Annotated in this window: 16 protein-coding genes; 10 read left to right on the top strand and 6 right to left on the bottom strand. The window is 32.7% G+C overall.

Going from position 1 to position 20,661, the window contains the following annotated elements; translation table 11 throughout:
• The first annotated feature begins 105 nt into the window (after window positions 1-105).
• The 3 genes from CCE28_RS06935 (at window position 106) to CCE28_RS06925 (ending at window position 3,312) form a co-directional block, all read left to right on the top strand.
• Window positions 106-1,458, top strand: coding sequence for an MATE family efflux transporter (locus tag CCE28_RS06935; protein WP_095132336.1), 1,353 nt, complete (start codon window positions 106-108; stop codon window positions 1,456-1,458).
• A gap of 121 nt (window positions 1,459-1,579) precedes the next feature.
• A complete protein-coding gene (locus CCE28_RS06930) occupies window positions 1,580-2,290 on the top strand; it encodes an AraC family transcriptional regulator (RefSeq protein WP_095132334.1) in 711 nt (236 codons plus the stop codon).
• Window positions 2,291-2,418: 128 nt separating this feature from the next.
• Window positions 2,419-3,312, top strand: coding sequence for a DMT family transporter (locus CCE28_RS06925; protein ID WP_095132332.1), 894 nt, complete (start codon window positions 2,419-2,421; stop codon window positions 3,310-3,312).
• Window positions 3,313-3,358: 46 nt separating this feature from the next.
• Here the strand turns inward: CCE28_RS06925 and CCE28_RS06920 are convergent, their stop codons facing one another.
• From CCE28_RS06920 to CCE28_RS06900, 5 genes are all read right to left on the bottom strand, one after another.
• Window positions 3,359-4,726, bottom strand: coding sequence for an alanine/glycine:cation symporter family protein (locus tag CCE28_RS06920; protein ID WP_095132330.1), 1,368 nt, complete (start codon window positions 4,724-4,726; stop codon window positions 3,359-3,361).
• Window positions 4,727-4,782: 56 nt separating this feature from the next.
• Window positions 4,783-5,595 (bottom strand): nitrilase-related carbon-nitrogen hydrolase, encoded by an 813-nt coding sequence (locus tag CCE28_RS06915; RefSeq protein WP_095132328.1) that lies wholly within the window; start codon window positions 5,593-5,595, stop codon window positions 4,783-4,785.
• 264 nt (window positions 5,596-5,859) lie between these two features.
• Complete coding sequence (locus CCE28_RS06910) at window positions 5,860-7,374, bottom strand: sodium:solute symporter family transporter (RefSeq protein ID WP_095132326.1); 1,515 nt, start codon at window positions 7,372-7,374, stop codon at window positions 5,860-5,862.
• A complete protein-coding gene (locus tag CCE28_RS06905) occupies window positions 7,371-8,765 on the bottom strand; it encodes a sigma-54-dependent transcriptional regulator (protein WP_095132324.1) in 1,395 nt (464 codons plus the stop codon). Before CCE28_RS06905 ends, CCE28_RS06910 begins: the two co-directional genes overlap by 4 nt.
• Complete coding sequence (locus CCE28_RS06900) at window positions 8,740-10,122, bottom strand: sensor histidine kinase (RefSeq protein WP_176461702.1); 1,383 nt, start codon at window positions 10,120-10,122, stop codon at window positions 8,740-8,742. Before CCE28_RS06900 ends, CCE28_RS06905 begins: the two co-directional genes overlap by 26 nt.
• A 493-nt stretch (window positions 10,123-10,615) precedes the next feature.
• On the opposite strand from CCE28_RS06900, the gene CCE28_RS06895 reads away from it, so the two are divergent.
• Window positions 10,616-11,179: a glycerol-3-phosphate responsive antiterminator gene (locus tag CCE28_RS06895; protein WP_095132320.1), complete on the top strand. Its 564-nt coding sequence runs from the start codon at window positions 10,616-10,618 to the stop codon at window positions 11,177-11,179.
• A 150-nt stretch (window positions 11,180-11,329) separates the two neighbouring features.
• Here CCE28_RS06895 and CCE28_RS06890 read toward each other — a convergent pair whose 3' ends face one another.
• Entirely contained in the window at window positions 11,330-12,934 is a 1,605-nt protein-coding gene (locus CCE28_RS06890) for a BCCT family transporter (RefSeq protein ID WP_095132318.1), read from the bottom strand.
• Window positions 12,935-13,520: 586 nt separating this feature from the next.
• On the opposite strand from CCE28_RS06890, the gene CCE28_RS06885 reads away from it, so the two are divergent.
• From CCE28_RS06885 to CCE28_RS06860, 6 genes are all read left to right on the top strand, one after another.
• Window positions 13,521-15,077 carry a BCCT family transporter gene (locus CCE28_RS06885; protein WP_095132316.1) on the top strand — a complete coding sequence of 519 codons (1,557 nt, stop codon included), beginning with the start codon at window positions 13,521-13,523 and terminating at the stop codon, window positions 15,075-15,077.
• Between the two features lie 65 nt (window positions 15,078-15,142).
• A complete protein-coding gene (locus tag CCE28_RS06880; protein WP_242972922.1) occupies window positions 15,143-15,922 on the top strand; it encodes an SDR family NAD(P)-dependent oxidoreductase in 780 nt (259 codons plus the stop codon).
• Window positions 15,923-15,976: 54 nt separating this feature from the next.
• Complete coding sequence (locus CCE28_RS06875; protein WP_095132513.1) at window positions 15,977-17,410, top strand: FGGY-family carbohydrate kinase; 1,434 nt, start codon at window positions 15,977-15,979, stop codon at window positions 17,408-17,410.
• 27 nt (window positions 17,411-17,437) lie between these two features.
• Entirely contained in the window at window positions 17,438-18,883 is a 1,446-nt protein-coding gene (locus tag CCE28_RS06870) for an FAD-binding oxidoreductase (RefSeq protein WP_095132314.1), read from the top strand.
• A complete protein-coding gene (locus CCE28_RS06865) occupies window positions 18,884-19,702 on the top strand; it encodes an electron transfer flavoprotein subunit beta/FixA family protein (RefSeq protein ID WP_095132312.1) in 819 nt (272 codons plus the stop codon). It begins immediately after the preceding gene.
• Window positions 19,699-20,658: an electron transfer flavoprotein subunit alpha/FixB family protein gene (locus CCE28_RS06860; RefSeq protein WP_095132310.1), complete on the top strand. Its 960-nt coding sequence runs from the start codon at window positions 19,699-19,701 to the stop codon at window positions 20,656-20,658. The genes CCE28_RS06865 and CCE28_RS06860 overlap by 4 nt, the downstream gene beginning before the upstream one ends.
• The last annotated feature ends 3 nt before the right edge of the window (window positions 20,659-20,661 follow it).

Here is a 20,661-nt window from a genome sequence, read left to right as displayed (position 1 = left end):
CTACTTTAAGGTTTATTATATAGAGATAGGACTGTTATTACAAGTTATGAAAATAGATGATTTAAAGATGAATTAGATAAATAATAAGGAAGGATGTAAGCGTAAATGAATTTACCCCAAAAAGGTCATGTTGACTTAGGAAATGACAAAATTTCAAAGATTTTTTGGCACTATGCCATTCCATCTATACTTGCCATGTTAGCGCAGAGTACAGCTGGGCTAGTGGATTCAGCATTTATTGGACGATATGTTGGATCTAAAGGGTTATCTGCAATTACTCTAATAATGCCCTTTGTAATGTTACTTGCAGGGATAGCCATAATGGTGGCTATTGGAGGAACTACACTTGCAGGTATTCATAAAGGGAAAGAGGAATTAGAAAAAAGTAATAATTATTTCAATGTTACGATAGTGCTTTTGAGTATGATAGCAGTGGCAGCTACTATTATCTTGATTGGACTAAGTAGTAAATTTCCCAATCTATTAGGTGCTGAAGAGAAGATAGCAGAGTATATGATAGACTATATAAGAACATTATCCCTGTTTCTGTTACCATTTATATTGACCTTCGCCTTCTCGTTTTTCTTGAAATTAGATGGAAAACCTGTTGTGGTAGTTTTGGCTGTATTAATTGGTACAGTAATAAATATATCATTAGATTATCTATTGGTTGGAGTTTTAGGATGGGAGATGAAAGGGGCTGCTCTTGCAACGGGAATGTCACAATTGATTCCATGGCTATTAATGCTGTATATGATTAAATACAAATCATCATGGAAATTTTCAGTTCCTATTTTTAGAAAAAAAGAAATATGGTCCATGTTATTTAATGGATCATCCGAATTATTGAGTATGGCAGCGGCATCTATTGCTGGGTTTATATACAATGTGATAATAATAAAAAAAATCGGAATGGAAGGTGTGGCAGCATATGCTGTAGCACTACAGATAACCACCATTTCCACATCAGTATTTTATGGATTTGCAGAGGCTATTCAATCTGCTGTGAGTTTTAATCTAGGCGCTCATAAACTTGAGAGAGTAAAGAAGTTAAGAAGTATGTCCATATATGCAAATTTAGCTTCAGGTGTGGTTCTATGCGTAGCTTCATTAATGCTTGGTGAAAGTATGGCTAGTATTTTTATTAAGGAGAAAGGGACTATTCAGATAGCTGCATATATACTAGATTTTTATGCATTTGCATTTATATTAAGTGGAGTAAATATAACTTTAGGTACCTATTACACTGCTGTAAATTCACCAATATTATCGGCAGTAATCACGGCATCACGAAGTCTTATAGGACTTATCATAGGCTTAATAATATTGCCACTGATATTTGGTAATGAAGGTATTTGGATGGCGGTAATATTTGCTGAAGTTGCTACAATTATTGTGGGGATTGTATGTATGAGAAAATATCCATTTGGAGACTTGAAAGAAAATTTAATAGATTAATTAAAAAATATTAAGATTCATATACTTTCAAACCTCATGGTGCCAATATGCCATGAGGTTTCTTAGTATGTGTTCAACATGGGGTATGTTATAATATAAAAAAACAAAGAGGTGAATTATTTTGAAGGGTATAAATTGTGAACGTAGGATATATACTGATAAACTTAATACACACTCCCATTCATTTGCTCAATTAATTTTACCTCTTGAAGGAATGCTTTATATAGAAACTAAGTATAAAGAGCTTATGTTAGATGAAGACCATCTATTTTTAGTGCCTCCTGATTCTGAACACACTTTCAAGGCTCATAAGAGCAATGAGTTTTTGGTTTTAGATATACCTGATCATATGGTCATTAAAAATCACATGGATAAGATGGCAGGTGGTAGTAAGTTTGTATTTGATGATAAATGGAAGGCTGTAAGATTTTTATTATTAAATGAAATTGATAATAAAAAAAGTTCCAGTTCAATTAATAACTTATTTAATTACTTCTATGACTTTATTGCTAATGACAATATATCCGATTCTGTAAAATATATTAATGAGCATTTTACTGAAGATATAGATTTAAAGACTTTAGCTGAGATTGAACATTATAATATAAACTATTATAGTGAATGGTTTAAAAAGAATATGAATGTTTCTCCTAAGGAATATATACAAAAATTAAGAGTTAAGAAGGCAAAAAAACTTCTTATGAACTCAGATTTTACAATATTACAGATTGCTCAAATGGTAGGATATAACCATAATTCATCCTTAACTAGGATATTTAAAGATTTAGAAAAAGTAACACCAGCTGATTATAGAAAAAGAATACGAAAATAAGCTAAAAAAGAACTTGATTTAGGAAAAGATTTATTTCAGAAATAAATTACAATAATATATAAGAGATTTTATAAAGGACTATTTTAAAATAGTTCTTTATTTTTTTAAATTTTTAAGGAGGTATGATTATGGATAATTCACTATTTAAAAGTAAAAGATTTAGTGCTTATTTTAATTTAGCTCTATGTATTTTATTATGGGCATCAATACCTGTGGCAACGAAAAAGATTCTAGTAGAGTTAGATAACTTACAGACATTATTTTATTCAACTATTTTATCAACACTAGTATTAGGTATACTCCTAATATTGCAGAAGAAGACTAAAGATTTAAAGAAATATAATAAAAATGAATATACTAAAATGTTTTCACTTGGTTTTTTGGGAAACTATCTATACTATGTCCTTTTATATGGAGCACTAGAGAGAACTACTGCTTCTGAAGGATTTATTTTGGCATATACATGGCCTATGCTAGTTTTAGTATTGTCCTTTATAATACTTAAAGAAAAGGTTACTGCAAAGAAAATAGTAGGAGTTTTTATTAGCTTCATTGGCATAATCATAATAACGACTAAGGGAGATATAATAGACTTTAACCTAACAAGCTTGTCTGGAGATATATTAGCAATTACTGGAGCCTTTGTATTTGCGTTATTTTCAGTCTTAGGAAAAAAATATAACTTTGATAAAACCATAAGTGTGTTTATTTATTTTCTTTCTGCTTTAATATTCTTGATACCAACTGTTGCTATTTTTTCTAAATTTGTTTTGCCAAGTTCCAAAGTTCTAATATGGATAATATATAATGGAGTATTTGTAAATGGAATATCTTATATATTTTGGTTCAAAGCTTTAGAAAATGGGGAAACACATGTGATTTCAAATTTATTATATTTAACACCCTTTGTATCTTTAGTCTATATATCAATATTTTTAGATGAAAAGATATTGATTAGTTCAATAGTGGGGCTTATAGTCATTATATTTGGAGTCTTATCTCAATACTTTAATATTAAATAGAAAGGGTATATGTCACGTTTCTATTGTGACATATACCTTATTTAATTTACTTCTTTGCAGGAACATAATCTTTATTATCAAAGAAGTCCTTCTTAATTTCTCTACACTTCTTAGTCATTAAAACAACCCCAATTACGTTAGGGATAACAACAAGTGCAAGTAATATATCCAAGTAGTTATATATTGTAGCCAAATCGCTTGTGGATGCAATTACAACAATGGCAATATAACTGCCTAACATGAATTTAGCAAATTTATTACCGAAAAGGTATCTTGCCATTTGTTCGCCATAGAAACAGTTACCGATAACAGTTGAAACAACGAAGAATATTAAACAGAATGTAACAAAGTATTGAGCAAAAGTTGCCCCTATTATATCTCCTATTGCAACTGCTGGAATTGTAGCAGCAGCGTCAGCTCCCATTGTAGTCCAAAGACCAGTTGTAAGAGTTAGAAATGCAGTAGTACTACATACGAAGAAAGTATCAACAACAACTTCAAACATTGCCCACATGCCTTGACGTCCAGGGTGATCTGTTATGGCAGCCGCATGTGCTATACCAGCTTGACCCATACCAGCTTCGTTTGAGTATACGCCTCTGGCAACACCCCAGCGAGCAGCAGCAGCAATTCCGGCACCTGCAAATCCACCAGTTGCAGCTACAGGAGTGAATGCTGACTTAAAGATTAATAATATTGATCCAGGTAAATGTTGAATGTTTAATGCTATTATAATCCATGCTACGATTAAATAAAGAATAACCATTCCAGGTATTAATTTTTCTGTAACTTTACCGATTCTTTGTATTCCGCCAAATACAACTAATCCTGCAAATATGGCAACTACAACACCTGATACGATTTTAGGAATTCCTACAGCAGCTGCATTTGCAGATACTGCAACAGCTTGAGATCCTACAGAAGGAATAAGTTCTAACATAAGAACAAATGCAAATAAAGTACCTAACCACTTGGCATTTAAACCCTTGGAAAGATAATACATAGGCCCACCTACAAAGGTACCGTCTACTTCATCTTTTTCTCTATATTCAATACTTAAAGCAATCTCAGCCCATTTAATAGCTAGACCTAATACTCCACTTACCCACATCCAGAATATGGCCCCTGGGCCTCCTAGTGCAATGGCCACTGGTACACCAATAATATTGGATGCTCCAACAGTATTGGCTAGTGCAGAGGTAGTTGCTTGAAATGCCGTTATTGTTCCATCTCCACTTTTTTCGGGTTTAATAAGCTTCCCTAAAGTTTCTCTCATAATAAATGGAAAATGCTTAAATTGTACAAAATCCAAAGCTATAGTCATCCATAGTCCTCCACCAACTAGCAAAAGGAGCATAGGAGGGCCCCACAACCAACTACTAATACTTACAACAATGTTTGTAATCGTATCCATATTACACCTCTCCTTAATCTTTTAGTTTATTAGGAAATAAGTTCTTTGTGTATTTTCTAGTATTTATTTACTGCATCCATACTGAATGTGTCTTCTTTAAAGTCATTTAGGTAAGGTAATCTAGATCTTTCCTTTACCACATCATCTAGGTCAATATTACAATATAATATTTCTTCATCTTCATTACTTGCCTGTGATAATACTTTACCTGAAGGATGTACAACTTTAGAGCAACCGCAGGAACCATCTCCAACTGGGTTAGCCCCAACCATAAAAAATAAATTAAAGAGTGCGTTACCAGACAAATCAATGTGCCATCTATCTTCAGCAGGAATACTCCAAACAGCTGGAACAAATACAATTTCAGCTCCCTTTAATGCCATTATTCTAGATGGCTCTGGGAATTCAACATCATAACAAATCATAATTCCGATTTTTCCTAGTGGAGTATCATAAACAGGAAATTCTTTACCTTCTCTGAATTTTAGCTTTTCTTGTCCCCAGGCATTTACTTTTCTCATATTTCCAATAGTTTCACCCTTATCACTAATAAATACTGCTGAGTTATACATTCTACCAAGAATAGCTACAGATTCAGCATATCCAGCTATAATATATACTCCCGTTCTTTTAGCAACCTCACGTAATGTTTGAACCATGGGCCCATCAATAGGCTCTGCAAGTTTTTGAAGTTCATTTGATTCAAGATGATATCCTGAATAAAATAATTCCGGCAGACATACAATATCCGCACCATTTTTTGCTGCATCTTCTATAAAGGCAACTCCCCTTTCTAAATTAATCTTAGTATTTCCTTGTTCAGATTTCATTTGAACCACTGCAATTTTAATTTTTCTGTCTCTGCCCATAATAATAGCCTCCTTATGTATTTTGTTATTTAAGTATGAGTGTTTACTTATTTTAATGCCTCCTTTTTCGAAATTTTCAGCCTGTTCTAATATTTTTAAAGCATAAACTATGCCAAAAATAAAAAGAGGCCTGTTTACTATAGAACTTAGTAAACAAGCCATTTTATATTTATGCTGAGTGAAAAAAATTATTCAATTACGCAATACTTTTCTTAAGATACGCATCCCTTTGCGTAAAAGTATGTTTATAGAATACTATAACATCTATATTTCTATATGACCCTTATATTTAAAATCATTATTTAACTCAATGATTTCTTTTCTAATATACATGGGAGATTTTTTAGAAAATATACTTACTAGAAATAGGGTTAAATATGATGTAATGCCTGCTGCAAAGGCATAAAAAATATGTAACTTTGATGTTAAATCAAAGACAATCCATATGATTAACACAAGAAATCCAGTAATTTGAGCCCATATGGCACCAGATAAAGTTGCTTTTTCCCAATATAATCCCATTAATACGGGTACACCCACAAGACCAAGGATAGACCACCCAATCCAGGCCGTTGTCAAAACAGATTTGATACTAAAAGCAATAAAAATAATAGTAGTACCTAGAAAAATAGTTATTAATCTGCTTACGATAATTAAATGCCTTGGAGAAGATTGGGGTCTCTTAACATAGTAAATATCATTAACTAAAATGGAACTTGTTAGCATAATCAAGGAATCAGCAGTAGACATGATAGCCGCAATGATGCCAGCTAAAACAACACCACTCCAAAAGGGATTCATCATATACATGAAGAATTGAATAAAAACAGTTTCAGTATCTCCACTTAATGGAAGAGATACGGGATTTTCAAATTGAGTCCTCATATATAAGGAAGTAATAAGAACTCCGCCAAATAAAATGATTTGGAAGGATACACTCATTAAACCAGCACTCTTCAGTTTATCTGTATTTCTAACAGACATATATTTTGTCATGAGAGTAGGTTGACCAAGCCAGTTCATTATGCCATCGCCAATAAAGGTAGTAATACCAAGGATAATATTAGTGGTACTATCTATGGGAGATAAATAGAATTTAGGGTGTATGCTATTAACATACTTCATATCAGCCCAAATAAAAGAAAGTCCTTTACTAATTTTTAGAACCACCACTCCAGCTAAAAAACTTCCCATTATCATAGAAATCCCTTGAAATACATCTGTCCAGCATACTGCATTAAATCCTCCAATAACAATATAGGTAATCATAATTGTGGCAAATATAATAATGGAATAATCATAGGGTAATCCAATAGTCACATTAATTAGCTTTCCAGCAGCAATCAACTGACCACTGACATACATTAATGTGGCACTAAGAATCATAAACCCAGTAATATAAGTTAAAAGATTATTGTTGTCCACATATCTTTTTTTTAGAATTTCAATTACAGTGAGGGCTCCAGTATACTCTGAATAAACTCTAACTCTCCTACTTACGATTTTATAACATAAAACAATTCCAACAATGGAGCTAGGGATTATTATCCATAGACTCTGAAGGCCTTCCTCATATATCATCCCTGAAAATCCAAGAAATAAAAGACCACTCATGGAAGTGGCAGTAAATGCAAGAGCAAGAATAAAGGCATTTGTTTTCCTACCGCCCAAAAAATACATTTCAATATTTTGAGGTCTAACAGAAGCGATAATTCCAATAATTATAGTAATAGTAAAATAGAAAAGGGAAAATCCCATAATCATAAATTTATTGATCATAAATCATCTTCCTTACAAACAATATTATATTCTTGGAGTTTATATAAAATATTTCTATGGCTGATACCTAATATTTGAGCAGCTTTAGTTCGATTACCATTAGCTTTAGTTAAGGCACGTTCAATCATTTCCTTTTCAGCTTGCATCTTTACTTGAGATAGAACATTCTTAAGGTCAAAGGTATCATCAGGAATAGCAATTTTGATTTTGCTCTTTGTTTCATTAAACATATTTATAAAGTCATTTATTCTTAGAGTTTCATCATCAGCTAATACAATAGCAGACTGTACAACATGTTCTAACTCCCTAACATTTCCAGGCCAACTATAACTGCGTAAAAATTCAATGGCTTCCTCCGTAATAGTATTGATATTACGTTTAAATAATTTTGCATACTTTTCTATAAAGTGATCAATCAACAACAAAATGTCATTTTGTCGTTTTCTAAGAGGGGGTAATTTGATTTCAACAATTTTAATTCTGTAATATAAATCCTGTCTAAATAGACCATCTTCAACCATTTGTTCTAGATTCCGATTAGAGGATGAAATAATACGAGTACTAAAGGGATACAAATTTGATCCACCTACTCGCCTTACCACATTTTCTTGTAAAACTCTAAGAAGTTTAACCTGCATATGTAGGGGTATTTCACTAATTTCATCTAAGAAAATAGTACCTCCATCAGCAATTTGAAACATGCCTTTTTTTTCTTCCGTGGCTCCAGTAAATGCTCCTTTTTCATGGCCGAAAAATTCCGATTCAAATAAATTTTCAGGAATGGCAGCACAATTAACAGGAAGAAAAGGCTCAGATGCTCTATCACTGTAAGAATGGATAGCCCTTGCAATCAATTCTTTTCCCGTACCATTTTCACCAGTTATTAAAACAGAAGTATGTACCTTTGAAACTTTATTCACCTTATTAAAGACTTCCTGCATAGCACAACTAGAACCAATAATATTTTTCTTTAATTCATATCTCTTCTTTATCTTGGTTTTAAATTTCTCATTTTCATTTTCTAATCTCTGGATGTGTAATAAGCGATTAACAATTCTAATAATATCATCGTTGACGAAGGGTTTTGTTATGTATTCCTCAGCCCCAAGTTTTATTGCTTCAACAGCAGACTCAATAGTTCCATAGGCTGTCATAATGATGAACTTGCCATCATAATCAATTTCTTTTTTAAGCCTTATTAATTCAAGACCATTAACATTAGGTAATCTTATATCACATAAAATGATTTCATAAATATTACTAGTAATTAGTTCCTTAGCCACAGATCCATCACTTGCAGAGGTTACTTCAAATCCTTCTTTTTCAAAAATAAATGATAAATTTTGTTTTAAATTCATTTCATCTTCAACAATTAGTATTCTCCTTTTCACCAGATCCCTCCTTATCTAAGTTTAGATCAATGGTAAAAATTGTCCCTTCTCCATAGTTACTATGAACTGAAATAGTACCATTATGAGAATGAATAATTTGCATACATATAAATAATCCTAGACCAAATCCCTTACCCACATCTTTAGTAGTAAAGAAAGGATCAAATATTTTTTTCATATCTTCTTCTTTGATACCATGGCCCGAATCTCTAATTCGAATGCGTATACCATCTTCAAACTTTAAAGTTCTAATATGAATGAAACCCTTATCATGAATAGACTGATAAGCATTTTGGATAATATTTGTAAAAGCCATACTAATTCGGCTTTTATCAGCAATTATATGGGGTAAACTCTTTGATAAATCCATAATTAATTCCACCTTATGATTTTTTTTATTATCAGAAATGTTATCAATAGACTCACATATAATATCATTAATATTTACTTTTATCTTAGCTTCATCTTTGTATTTTCTAAAATCTAAGAACTCTTTAATTAGCAGATCAATTTTCTTAGAATCATTTAGTATCTTGTCATAATAATCAGTTTTTTCTTCTTCACTTAATTCATACTTTTTCAATATTTGTGTAGAGCTAATAATAGAGGATAGCGGATTACCAATTTCATGGGCAATACCAGATGCAAATCTTCCCATGGTAACTAATTTCTCAGAACGCAAATATTTTTCTAAATATATTTCCTTTTCATGATTAACCTTTTTATAGCTGTCATTAATGGAAACATACCGAGAAATAATGGAATCAGATACCTTATACAACAACTTAAAAGAGATAATAACTCCGATAAGTAAACCTAAAATTGAAAAAAGTTGAAACTGCTTGTAATTAGAACTTAAATTAACATCCTTAGAAAGGATGATTAAAGTACCTAAAACTTGTCCATCTTTAGAAATTTCAGATGTTACAAATATAAACTGATCATCATTATACCCATTATTTTTAATAGCATAATTATGAGAGTTGAGTATTTGTTTAATATGATTAGAGTCTAACTCAAAACCCTTTGACCTATATATAAGGTTTCTTTTAATATCCACAATAATGTAAATATTATCTGTATCATCAGGGATAAGCTTATCCCAATCAATATCTTTTATAGAAAACTTATTACTTTCATCATTGGAAATAAAATAATTAATATTGTTAGCCACAACATCAGTTATTTCTTTTCCATAGTTACTTATGAAACTTTCCATTTTTTTGTGATAAGACATTTGCTGAGTCATTAAAAGGATAATCAATAATATAGGAATAAGTAAAATACTAATCATACCTAATAATATTTGATTGGAAAATTCTTTATTTATACCTTTATGGTTTTTATTTATATTCATTCTATTTCTAGATCCTTTCTTCACATATTCCATATGGACTATTTTATCATAGTCCCATATGGATATGATGCAATAAATATGCCACTAATTAAATGATAAAACAAATGAAAATGTAGCCTTTCATCAAATGGAAGATGTGATTTTTTTAATTATTACGCATTAATTTGCGTAGACTGCGCAAATTAATGCGTAATAATTAAAAATAACTAATATGGATTATAAATTCTTTTTATTGATTAGATGTGGAGAAAAGAAAAAAATTCCTTTACATTATAAGTATTTATTAATTTTAACTTTAAATATATTATATAAAGATAGCTAAAATTATTAGAAGAATTAGTACGTTAAGCCCTCAGCGACTTTAAAAATGCTATAATATAATGTATAATGATGATGTAAAAGTAAGAATTTTTCAATTAGTTAAATAATTAAGATGTATATTAGGATATAAGTGCTTTATACACTGAAAATCCATATAATCCTGGAGGTTTTTATGAGTAATAACTTATATGAAATATTAGAAGATAATCCTATAATTCCTGGCGTGAAAGATGATCCAGGTCTAGAGTCAGTATTAACTTCCGACTGCAAAATTGTTTTTATACTATATGGTAATATATTAAATATTGGTGAGATTGTGAAGAAGATAAAAGATAGTGGGAAAATGGCATTTGTAAATGTGGACCTACTTGAAGGCGTTTCACATAGGGAAATCGTTATTCAGTACTTGAAGAAACATACTGAGGCAGATGGTATTTTGAGTGGTAAAGCATCTATGCTAAAGGCAGCTAAGGCTCAGGGATTTTTTACAATCCATAGATTGTTTTTAATTGATTCAATGTCTTTTCATAATCTTGATAGGCAAGTTGAAATTTCTAAGCCAGATTGTATAGAGATTTTACCTGGTTGGCCAAAGGTAATTTCTTGGGTTGCTGAGAAAAGTCATATGCCTATAATTGCTGGTGGATTAGTTTGTGATAAAGACGATGTTATTGCTGCACTAAAAGCTGGTGCTACTGCCATTTCTTCCACTAATGTAGGCGTATGGTCAATGTAGGGTTTGGCATATTTTCAAGATTAATCCTATCATTAATACATAATAGCATGTTTTGATCCTAGATACGTAAAAACAAGGAGCTTCCTTTTCAGGGAGCTCCTTTATTTTTCCATGTGTATTTATGTATAATTTTGATTGATTCAATAAGTTCTAGTTATTGTGATTACATTCTTTATCTATTTGTCCATGGACATTAAATTTTTCGGGCTTGCCCATAATGTGAATCAAGGAAATAATACTTAAAACTCCTAAGAATAGGGCTGGGAATCCTCCTAAATATGAAAGCATCTTGATTCCATCTATTCCAAGGGTTGCAATGAAAATCAACGCCACTGCACCCACGATAACTCCCCAAGTAACCTTAATATATAGGGGTGCTTCCTGTGCACCTTCTGTTATACCACTTGTACAAATACTTGCCATGGCATTGGTGGTGGAGTCAGTTGCCGTTGTAAATGAAATAATTACGGCAATTAAATAAATTCCTATTAATAATTCAGAAAATGGTAAACTACCCAATACGGCATATCCTGCTGCTGCAGACCCTTGATCGTTCATAATTGCAAGGATGTCTACTTTTCCTGACATTTGCAAGTTAATAGATGTACCTCCTAAAACTGTCATCCAAATTGCGCTGAAAGCGCTAGGAATTATGAAATTCATTGTTATTACTTCTTTTACGGTGTATCCGTAGGAAATCCTTGCTAAAAATACTGCAGTAACAGGTGCCCATGCCATCCAGTTTGACCAATAAAAAGTAGTCCATCCTGTTGCCCATGTATCATTGGCAGCAGCTCCTGTAAATAATGCTTTGTCAAAGAAGCCTGATAAGAAGCCACCAAATGATTCCGTCCCTAGACTAAACATATATACTGTGGGACCAAGAAATACAATTGCTGCAATTATTATATAGTATAGATATACATTTAAATCTGATAATATCTTAATTCCTTTGAAAAGGCCTGTACCTGAAGATATGATAAATGCAGTAGTTCCAATTAGTGTTATAACAATCCATAGGGCTTTATTATTATCAATACCAAATAAGGCATTGATTCCACCACCCATATTCATAACAGAAGTGCCAAAAGATGCAGAAATAGCAGCTGCAACTGCAAATAAAATAATTGCATCTACCATGGTATTAAATTTATGTTGGTGATGCTTTGGAATGATAGGTGACATTTCAGAACCTACACTAAATGACCTGTTCATATTATAATAAGCAAAGGCAAATACAATAGTAGGAACAGCATAAAATGCGTAAGGTATGAATGTCCAATGAAGAAATAGGGTTTCCATAGCAAATTTGGCTGATGCAGGAGACATGGGTTCAATACCCTTTGGAGGATATGCAATATGCCAAATAGGTTCAGCTGTTCCCCAAAATAGAATTCCTGCTGCAATAGTTGTACACAAGGTTATAGAAAACCAGGATGATTTTTTTAGTAAAGGTTTTGCATCAGGTCCACCTATTTTCACATTCGCCAATGGTGAAAAATATGCTAGAGTAACGACGACTAAACATGCAACTCCAGCTAAACTAAACATCCATCCACACTGAATTGTCATGAAATTTTTAGCTATGGTTGTCACTTTCAAGAAAGACTCATAGTTTACAAAACTAAGAACAACTGATATGACCAGCAATATAAATGCCGGGAAAAAAACAATAGGTTTGATACGATTCCCTTCTGACTTTCTTATAATAATACCCCCTTTGATTAAGTAATTTAGTACTACAAACGATTTCATAAAAACAAAAAAGAGAAAGATAACTTCTGTTACGAAGCTACCTTTCTCTCACTCTCTGGTAGAAATCTAATTTAATTATATATTACCAAACCACCTAAGTCAATGTGCAAAGAAATATTTAGTATATGTTAACAAAAGTTAAAATCATAATGTGATTTCTAGGATTAATTAAAGAAAAATGATTTTTCAGAAATTATTAAAAAATTATTGACACTTGTTAAAAATTTTTGTATATTCATAATATAATTACTAGAGTGGAGAGAAAAGTAATTTCCGTATGGAAGTGCGCTTTTCTCTCTTTTTTTGTACCTATTATTAAATATAATGATCTTACAATTTACTAAAGATATTAGATGAAAAATAATAGAAAGTTAAGAAATGGATTTCTAAGTCCAGCCATTTCACATAGTTTATAGATAAAACATGATTATGCCGGCTTTTGTTATGTTTTATTGAAAAGATTATGAGAAGGACCTAAGACATTATGAAGACATATGAATTGGACTGTGAAATATACAAGTATAATCCTTTTCCATAAGTAAGATATGTGAAAACTAAATTATTTAGAATTTTAGGAGGTTGTAATATGATTACAGAATCAAAAACCAATAAAATTAGATCTTTGGTATTTTTCCCAGCATTCCTTTTATTGATATTAGCAATCTTTTTGAATTTTGCCAATCCAGAAGCTTTTCTAAGAGTAACTACAGCTGCAAAAAACTTTATGACAGTGCAGTGTGGATGGATGTTCAGTTTAGCTGGAGTTGCATGTTTGATGGCTGTTGTTTTAGCATATTTTTCACCGTTAGGCGAGATTAGGGTAGGGGGTTCTAAGGCAGAACCACTATTAAATAAAGGGTCTTGGTTTGCTGTTACATTAACAACGACAATTGCATCTGGAATTATGTTTTGGGGTACCGCTGAACCTATTTGGCATATTGCATATCCTCCAAAGGGTATTGAACCTATGTCCGCAGCAGCGGCTAAATTTGCTATGGAGACTTTATTTCTTCATTGGACATTTGTTCCTTATGCATTCTATACGGTTCCTACAATTGTATTTGCCTTTGCCTATTACAACATGAAGAAGCCTTTCAGTGTAGGATCACAAATATCTCCTATTCTTGGAAATATTGATCAAGGAAAAGTTGATAAATGGGTAGATGCTATAATCCTTTTTGCAATAGGGACTGGAATTGCATCTTCATTTGCCACATCTGTTATGAACATGGGTGGTGGAATTAATGCATTAACGGGCATAAATAATGATAAAACTGTATGGATTATTGTTACAGTTGCTACGACAGCGTTATTTACTCTTGCTTCAGGTAGTGGATTGTTTAAAGGTATTAAATTTTTAGCAAAATTCAATGTGTATCTATACTACACTATTATCGCAGCACTAGTAATTTTAGGGCCAACAGTATATATATTTAGTCTAGGAACCGAAGCATTTGGTGGCTTCTTATCAGGTATCTTTGACAAAGCATTGTTCACTGGTGCCGCTGCATCAGATTCATGGGCAACAGGTTGGACTACTTTTTACTGGACCAATTGGATGGCATGGGCGCCTGTTACTGCAGTATTTTTAGCAAGGATTTCATATGGATACAAAATGAAAGAAGTTATCATGATGAATTTCTTCATCCCAGCAGGTTTTGGTGCACTGTGGATGACAATTGTAGGTGGAACTGCGATCAATTTCCAAATGACTGGAAGGGTAGACCTTTTAGCAGTAATGAATGAGCAAGGCTCTGGCGCAGCTGGTTATGCTGTACTTAATGAGTTACCATTTGCTGGGTTATTAATGATAATTTATCTTGTTGCGGTAGTTGTGACTTTTGCAACAGCAACAGATTCCACAACTAATGCAATGGCTAGTATATGTACAACAGGAATTACAGAAGCTGACCAAGAAGCACCGCTATATTTGAAAGTTCTTTGGGGTGCAATTGTTGGTACAATGGCTGTAATATTCTTAGGAACATTTGGAGTAGATGGAATTAAGATGTTATCTTATCTTGGTGGATTCCCAGCCCTTGTTTTAGGCGTTCTTAGTTTGATTTCATTAGTATTCATTATGAAGAGACCAGAAAAATTTGATGTTGTTTCTAATGAAGAAAATGAAAATCAATGTTTATAGAATGAACAATCTCCTTGTGCACTATTAGAGGTTCAAAGGGGTCATAAAAAAAGGAGGAAATAAATATGAGTAGTATTACAGATTTTTCAATGGATTATTTTTCATTAAGGGGTAAGAATGCCATTGTAACAGGTGGAAATACTGGACTGGGGAGAGCATTTGCTTTAGCACTGGCAAAGGGTGGTGCCAATCTATTTATCCCGAGTATTATGGAAGATGACGGCACAACAAGAGAGTTAATCGAAAATGAAGGCGTAAAAATGGAATTTATGAAAATAGATATTACTAAAGAAGGATCAGCTAAAAAAGTTATTGATGGTTGTGTGGAAGTTCTTGGTTCTGTAGATATTTTAGTCAATAGTGCAGGTATTTGTAAAATTGCTGAAGTACAGGAATTTGGAAGAAAAGAATGGGATCCAATGATTAATATTAACTTAACTGCAGCCTTTGAATTAAGTTATGAAGCAGCAAAAATAATGATTCCACAAAGGAGTGGTAAAATTATCAATATATGCTCAATGTTTTCATTCTTAGGAGGTCAGTGGTCACCAGCTTATGCAGCAACAAAACATGGATTAGCTGGATTTACAAAGGCTTATTGTGACGAACTTGCACAATATAATATTCAAGTAAATGGTATTGCACCAGGTTATTATGCAACTGAAATTACAACTCAAACAAGAAGTAATCCTGAAACAAACAAAAGAGTACTTGATCATATTCCTGCAAACCGTTGGGGCGAGACTTTAGATTTAATGGGAACTACAGTTTTCTTAGCCAGTAAAGCTTCTGACTATGTAAATGGACATATATTAGCGGTAGATGGTGGATACTTAGTAAGATAATGAGGGCTTTTAGTTTCCAAACTTGAAAATAAAAGAAGAGGCGATGTGATAGAAATGAAGAAGAAGTATATTATAGGTGTTGATGGTGGATCTCAAAGTTCAAAGGTTGTAATCTTTGATCTTGAAGGAAATATCATTTGTGAAGGGAAAGAACCTTTAAAACCAATGAGCTTACCCGAGCCAGGAATAGTAGAACATCCTGAGGATGATTTATGGGATTCTATTGTAGTGGCTAGTAAGAAGGCCATGGATTCTTTTACTGGAGAGGTTGAAGATATTATAGGCATGGGATTATGTACAATTCGTTTTTGTCGTGTTTTATTAAAAGAAGATGGTACATTAGCACAACCGGCAATGAGCTGGATGGATAGGAGAGTATCCAGGCCTTATGAACATGTAAATCCTTCTGTTAAGTATGTTACCACTACGTCAGGGTATATTACTCACAGATTTAGTGGGGAATTTAATGATACAGCTGCAAATTATCAAGGTATGTGGCCTATGAATACAGATACATGGCAATGGATTGAAGATGAAGATGAATTTAACCAGTTTAACATTCCTAGGGAAATGTTATTTAATTTACAGATGCCTGGAACTATTTTAGGCTATGTAACAGAAGAAGCAGCTGAGGCAACAGGTATTCCCATGGGTATCCCTGTAGTTGCAACTGCCAATGATAAAGCAGTTGAAGCATTAGGGGCTGGTTTATTAGGTGAAAATACTGCACTTATTTCTCTAGGTACATATATTGCATCCATGGTACCAGGTCACGAAAATCCAAAGGGAACTACTCATTTTTGGACCAATTTTGCATCAACTCCTAATAATTACCTATATGAAAGCAATGGAATTCGTAGAGGTATGTGGACAGTAAGTTGGTTTAAAGATATTTTAGGTGAGGATATTGTATATAAAGCTGAAGTTCTAGGCATTTCTCCAGAAGAATATCTAAATAGGCAAGCAAAAGAAGTTCCTGCTGGTAGTGATGGTTTAATGACGGTTTTAGACTGGTTAGCGCCTGCAAATGAGCCTTATAAAAAGGGGTTAATGATAGGTTTTGATGGACGACATACAGGAGCTCATATGTATAGATCTATTTTAGAGGCCATAGCACTAACTATGAAAAATCGTGTTGATGAAATGTGCTCTGAATTAAATATTGAACTTGAAAATATAATTATTTCAGGTGGTGGATCAAATAGTGAATTATTTATGCAAATATTCACTGATGTATTTGGTCTCCCAGCCAGGAGGAATGTAGTGAACGGTTCTGCTAGTTTAGGTTCAGCCATATGTGTAGCTGTTGCAGTGGGAGAATATGATAGTTATGAAAGAGCCATTGAAAAAATGGTGAAAATCAGAGATGGATTTCAGCCAAAGGAAGAAAATACTCATTTATATAAGAGAATGAATGATGAAGTCTTTAAAGATATTACTAAGTATACTGACGAAATTTTAAAGAAATCATATCCAATATTTAACTAAAAAAGTTATTGAAAGGAGATTAGGGTTATGCCATTAAATAGAGAACAAATTGTAGAGGGGATAGTTAACATCTTAGGACCAGAGAAGGTCATTACAGACGAGCAGGTATTAAAAGAGAGTAGTATTGACCGTTATAGAAAATATGAAGATATCTGTGGTGTATATACACAGCCTATTCCCGCAGCAGTAGTAAATGTTGAAAGTACAGAAGAAGTATCAAAAGTTTTAAAATTTGCTAATGAAAACATTATTAATGTAGTGCCAAGAACTGGCCGTTCAGCAACAGAAGGGGGATTAGAAACTGCGGTAGAAAATTCAATTGTAGTTGATGGTTCAGGAATGAACAAAATAATTAAAGTTGATATATATAATATGCAAGCAACTGCCCAGTGTGGTGTTTCACTAGAAGAACTTGAAAACAACCTACGTGAACAAGGATATACAACAGGTCATTCTCCTCAATCAAAACCACTTGCTCAAATGGGTGGATTAGTTGCAACAAGAAGTATTGGGCAATTTTCAACACTATATGGTGGAATTGAAGATATGCTAGTAGGTGTAGAAGCTGTATTCCCTAATGGTAAAATTACTAGAATCAAAAATGTACCTAGAAGAGCAGCTGGACCAGATATCAGACATATTATTATGGGGAACGAAGGTGCACTTTGTTATATAACAGAAGTTACAGTGAAAATATTTAAATATATGCCTGAAAATAATTTATTATATGGATATACATTAGAAAACATGAAGACAGGTTTTGAAATTCTTCGTGAAGTAATGGTTCAAGGTTACAAACCATCAGTTGCTCGTTTATATGACCCGGAAGATGGGGCATATCATTTTTCACATTTTTCAGATGGCAAATGTGTATTAATATTTATGGCTGAGGGGCCAAAGGGTGTAGCAGAAGCCACTGGATCTGCAATAGAAGAAATAGTAGGAAGATACGATGAGTGTAAGAGGGTTGATACTAAATTAATTAAAAGATGGTTTGACAATTTGAATTGGGACCCAGCAAAAGTTGCTGAAGAAAGGGTTGAAATCGCAGAAACACAAAATCTTGGATTTACGACAGAGGTTTCGGGAAACTGGGATATTATTAATGATATCTATGAAGTTTGCGTTGAAAGAATTCGTAATGAAATCCCAGATATTACATTAGTAGGTGGACATTCATCTCATAGTTACATAAATGGAACCAATATGTACTTCGTATACTACTATAACCTTGTTGATATTAAACCAGAAGAAGAAATTTCGAAATATCATGATCCAATTCAGGATATAATTGTTGAAGAAACTCTAAAAGCTGGCGGGTCTATGTGCCATCATCATGGTGTAGGAAAACATAGAACACATTTCATAAAAGAAGAATATGAATCCTCATATTACATGCTTGAAACATTAAAGAAAGCATTTGATCCAAATGGCATTATGAACATGGGAACTATTATCCCTATTAAAAAATAAATGAAAATACTAGTTTGCTTCAAAGTAGTTCCAGATTTGGAGATGCTATCCCATGAAGATTGGATAGCTGATTCAGATCTAAATATTGATGTGAGTTTTGTGAAAAACATGCTCAACTGCTTTGATGAAAGTGCTTTAGAAATGGCATTAAAGCTTTCTGATCATTCAGAAGGCTTTAATGTGTTTAATCTTACTGCATTAACCATAGGAAATAAGAAGTTAGATACCTATTTAAAGACTTTATATGCATTAAGATTTGAAAAAGCCATAAGGATTGAAAATAATGAGGATATTAGATTTTTACCAGAAGTAGTTGCAACTGTAATTTCAAAATATGTAAAAGATATAAATAACCAAGATGTAATTATATTAGGAAGACAAAGTGGAGAAGGAGATAACGGCAAGACTCCTTTGTTAGTGGCGGAGACCCTAAGATGGCCCTGTATTACACAGGTAATTAATATTGAGCCACATAAAAAACATAGTTTAAAGGTGACAAGTATGGTCGATGGAGGAATATTGACACAGATTATAAAGACACCGTGTGTGTTATCTGTAGGCAATGCCCCGAATTCTTACATGAGAGTTCCAACACTAAAGGATAAAATGAAATATGGAAAAACTCCAATAGATGTTTTAGACATAGAAGAATTTAATATAGAAGGTTTGATAAAGCTATATTCTTCTAATTGTGAACTAAAAGGGTTAAAAAAAATAAGTAATGAACGGGAAGGAATTATAATAGCTGGAGCAACTCCAGAGGAAAAGGCCCAAATTCTATATGATTCTTATTTGAAAGAAAGGTTAGAAAAGCTATGAAATATACAGCCATATTAAATGGATGCGCTAGCAATTTTATATCTCAAGCAGAAGAGATAAATGGATTTATCTCTAGTAACTTAGAAAAGAATATAAAAGGAAATACAATTATATTCTATAGTGAAGATGACAAGAAGTCGGAGCTCATTAGAAATTCTCCTACTGTTTATCTTAAGCTGATAAAAGTGGCAAGATACCAACCTGAAAATATTCTAGATACATTAAAAGAGCATGAGTTAAATAAAGATACAGACCTATATTTATTTCCAAGTGATTTTGCAGGAAATGAATTATCTGTAAGATTTGCTTATCGTATGGAAGGAACTTCTCTAGTATCTGTAAATAAAATAGAGTTACAGGAAGAACAGTTAATCTGCTATAAACCAGTTTATTCTAATCATATGGAAGGACAATTTGCGTTACACAAAAAGCCTTATTGTATATCAATAGGAAAGGGTTCCTCAGATAATAAACCTATATTAGAAACCTCTCATCATATAATATCAGAAATTGATATGAGTAATATAAAAGACCATGGTTTTATAAGGGAATATGAGTTTAGGAAAGAAGAAGCTATTAGTGGACTGGAGCATGCCAAATTTATGTTAGTAGCAGGTAGGGGTGTAAGAACTAAGGAAAAAGTAGAAAGGCTTGAAAGAATTGCAAAGGACATGGGAGCCGAGTTAGGAGTAAGTCGTCCCATTGCAATGAATGCTTGGACTCCTATGAATCATTTAATAGGAGTATCTGGTGCTATGACGAAACCTGATTTATGTATTACAGCAGGAGTGTCAGGTGCAGCTGCTTTCTTTGCAGGCATTGAGAAGAGCAAGTATGTTATTGCTATTAATAAGGATAAAAGGGCGCCTATTGTTAAATCTTCAGATGTTGCTATTATAGATGACTATGAAAATGTTATGGAAGAATTATCCAAAATAATAAAGGAATCAAAATAGACA

This window comes from Anaeromicrobium sediminis (assembly GCF_002270055.1).
GTDB classification, from domain to species: Bacteria; Bacillota; Clostridia; order Peptostreptococcales; family Thermotaleaceae; genus Anaeromicrobium; species Anaeromicrobium sediminis.
The sequence above is the reverse complement of the archived record's forward strand: the minus strand, read 5'-3'. Positions and strand labels throughout refer to the sequence as shown.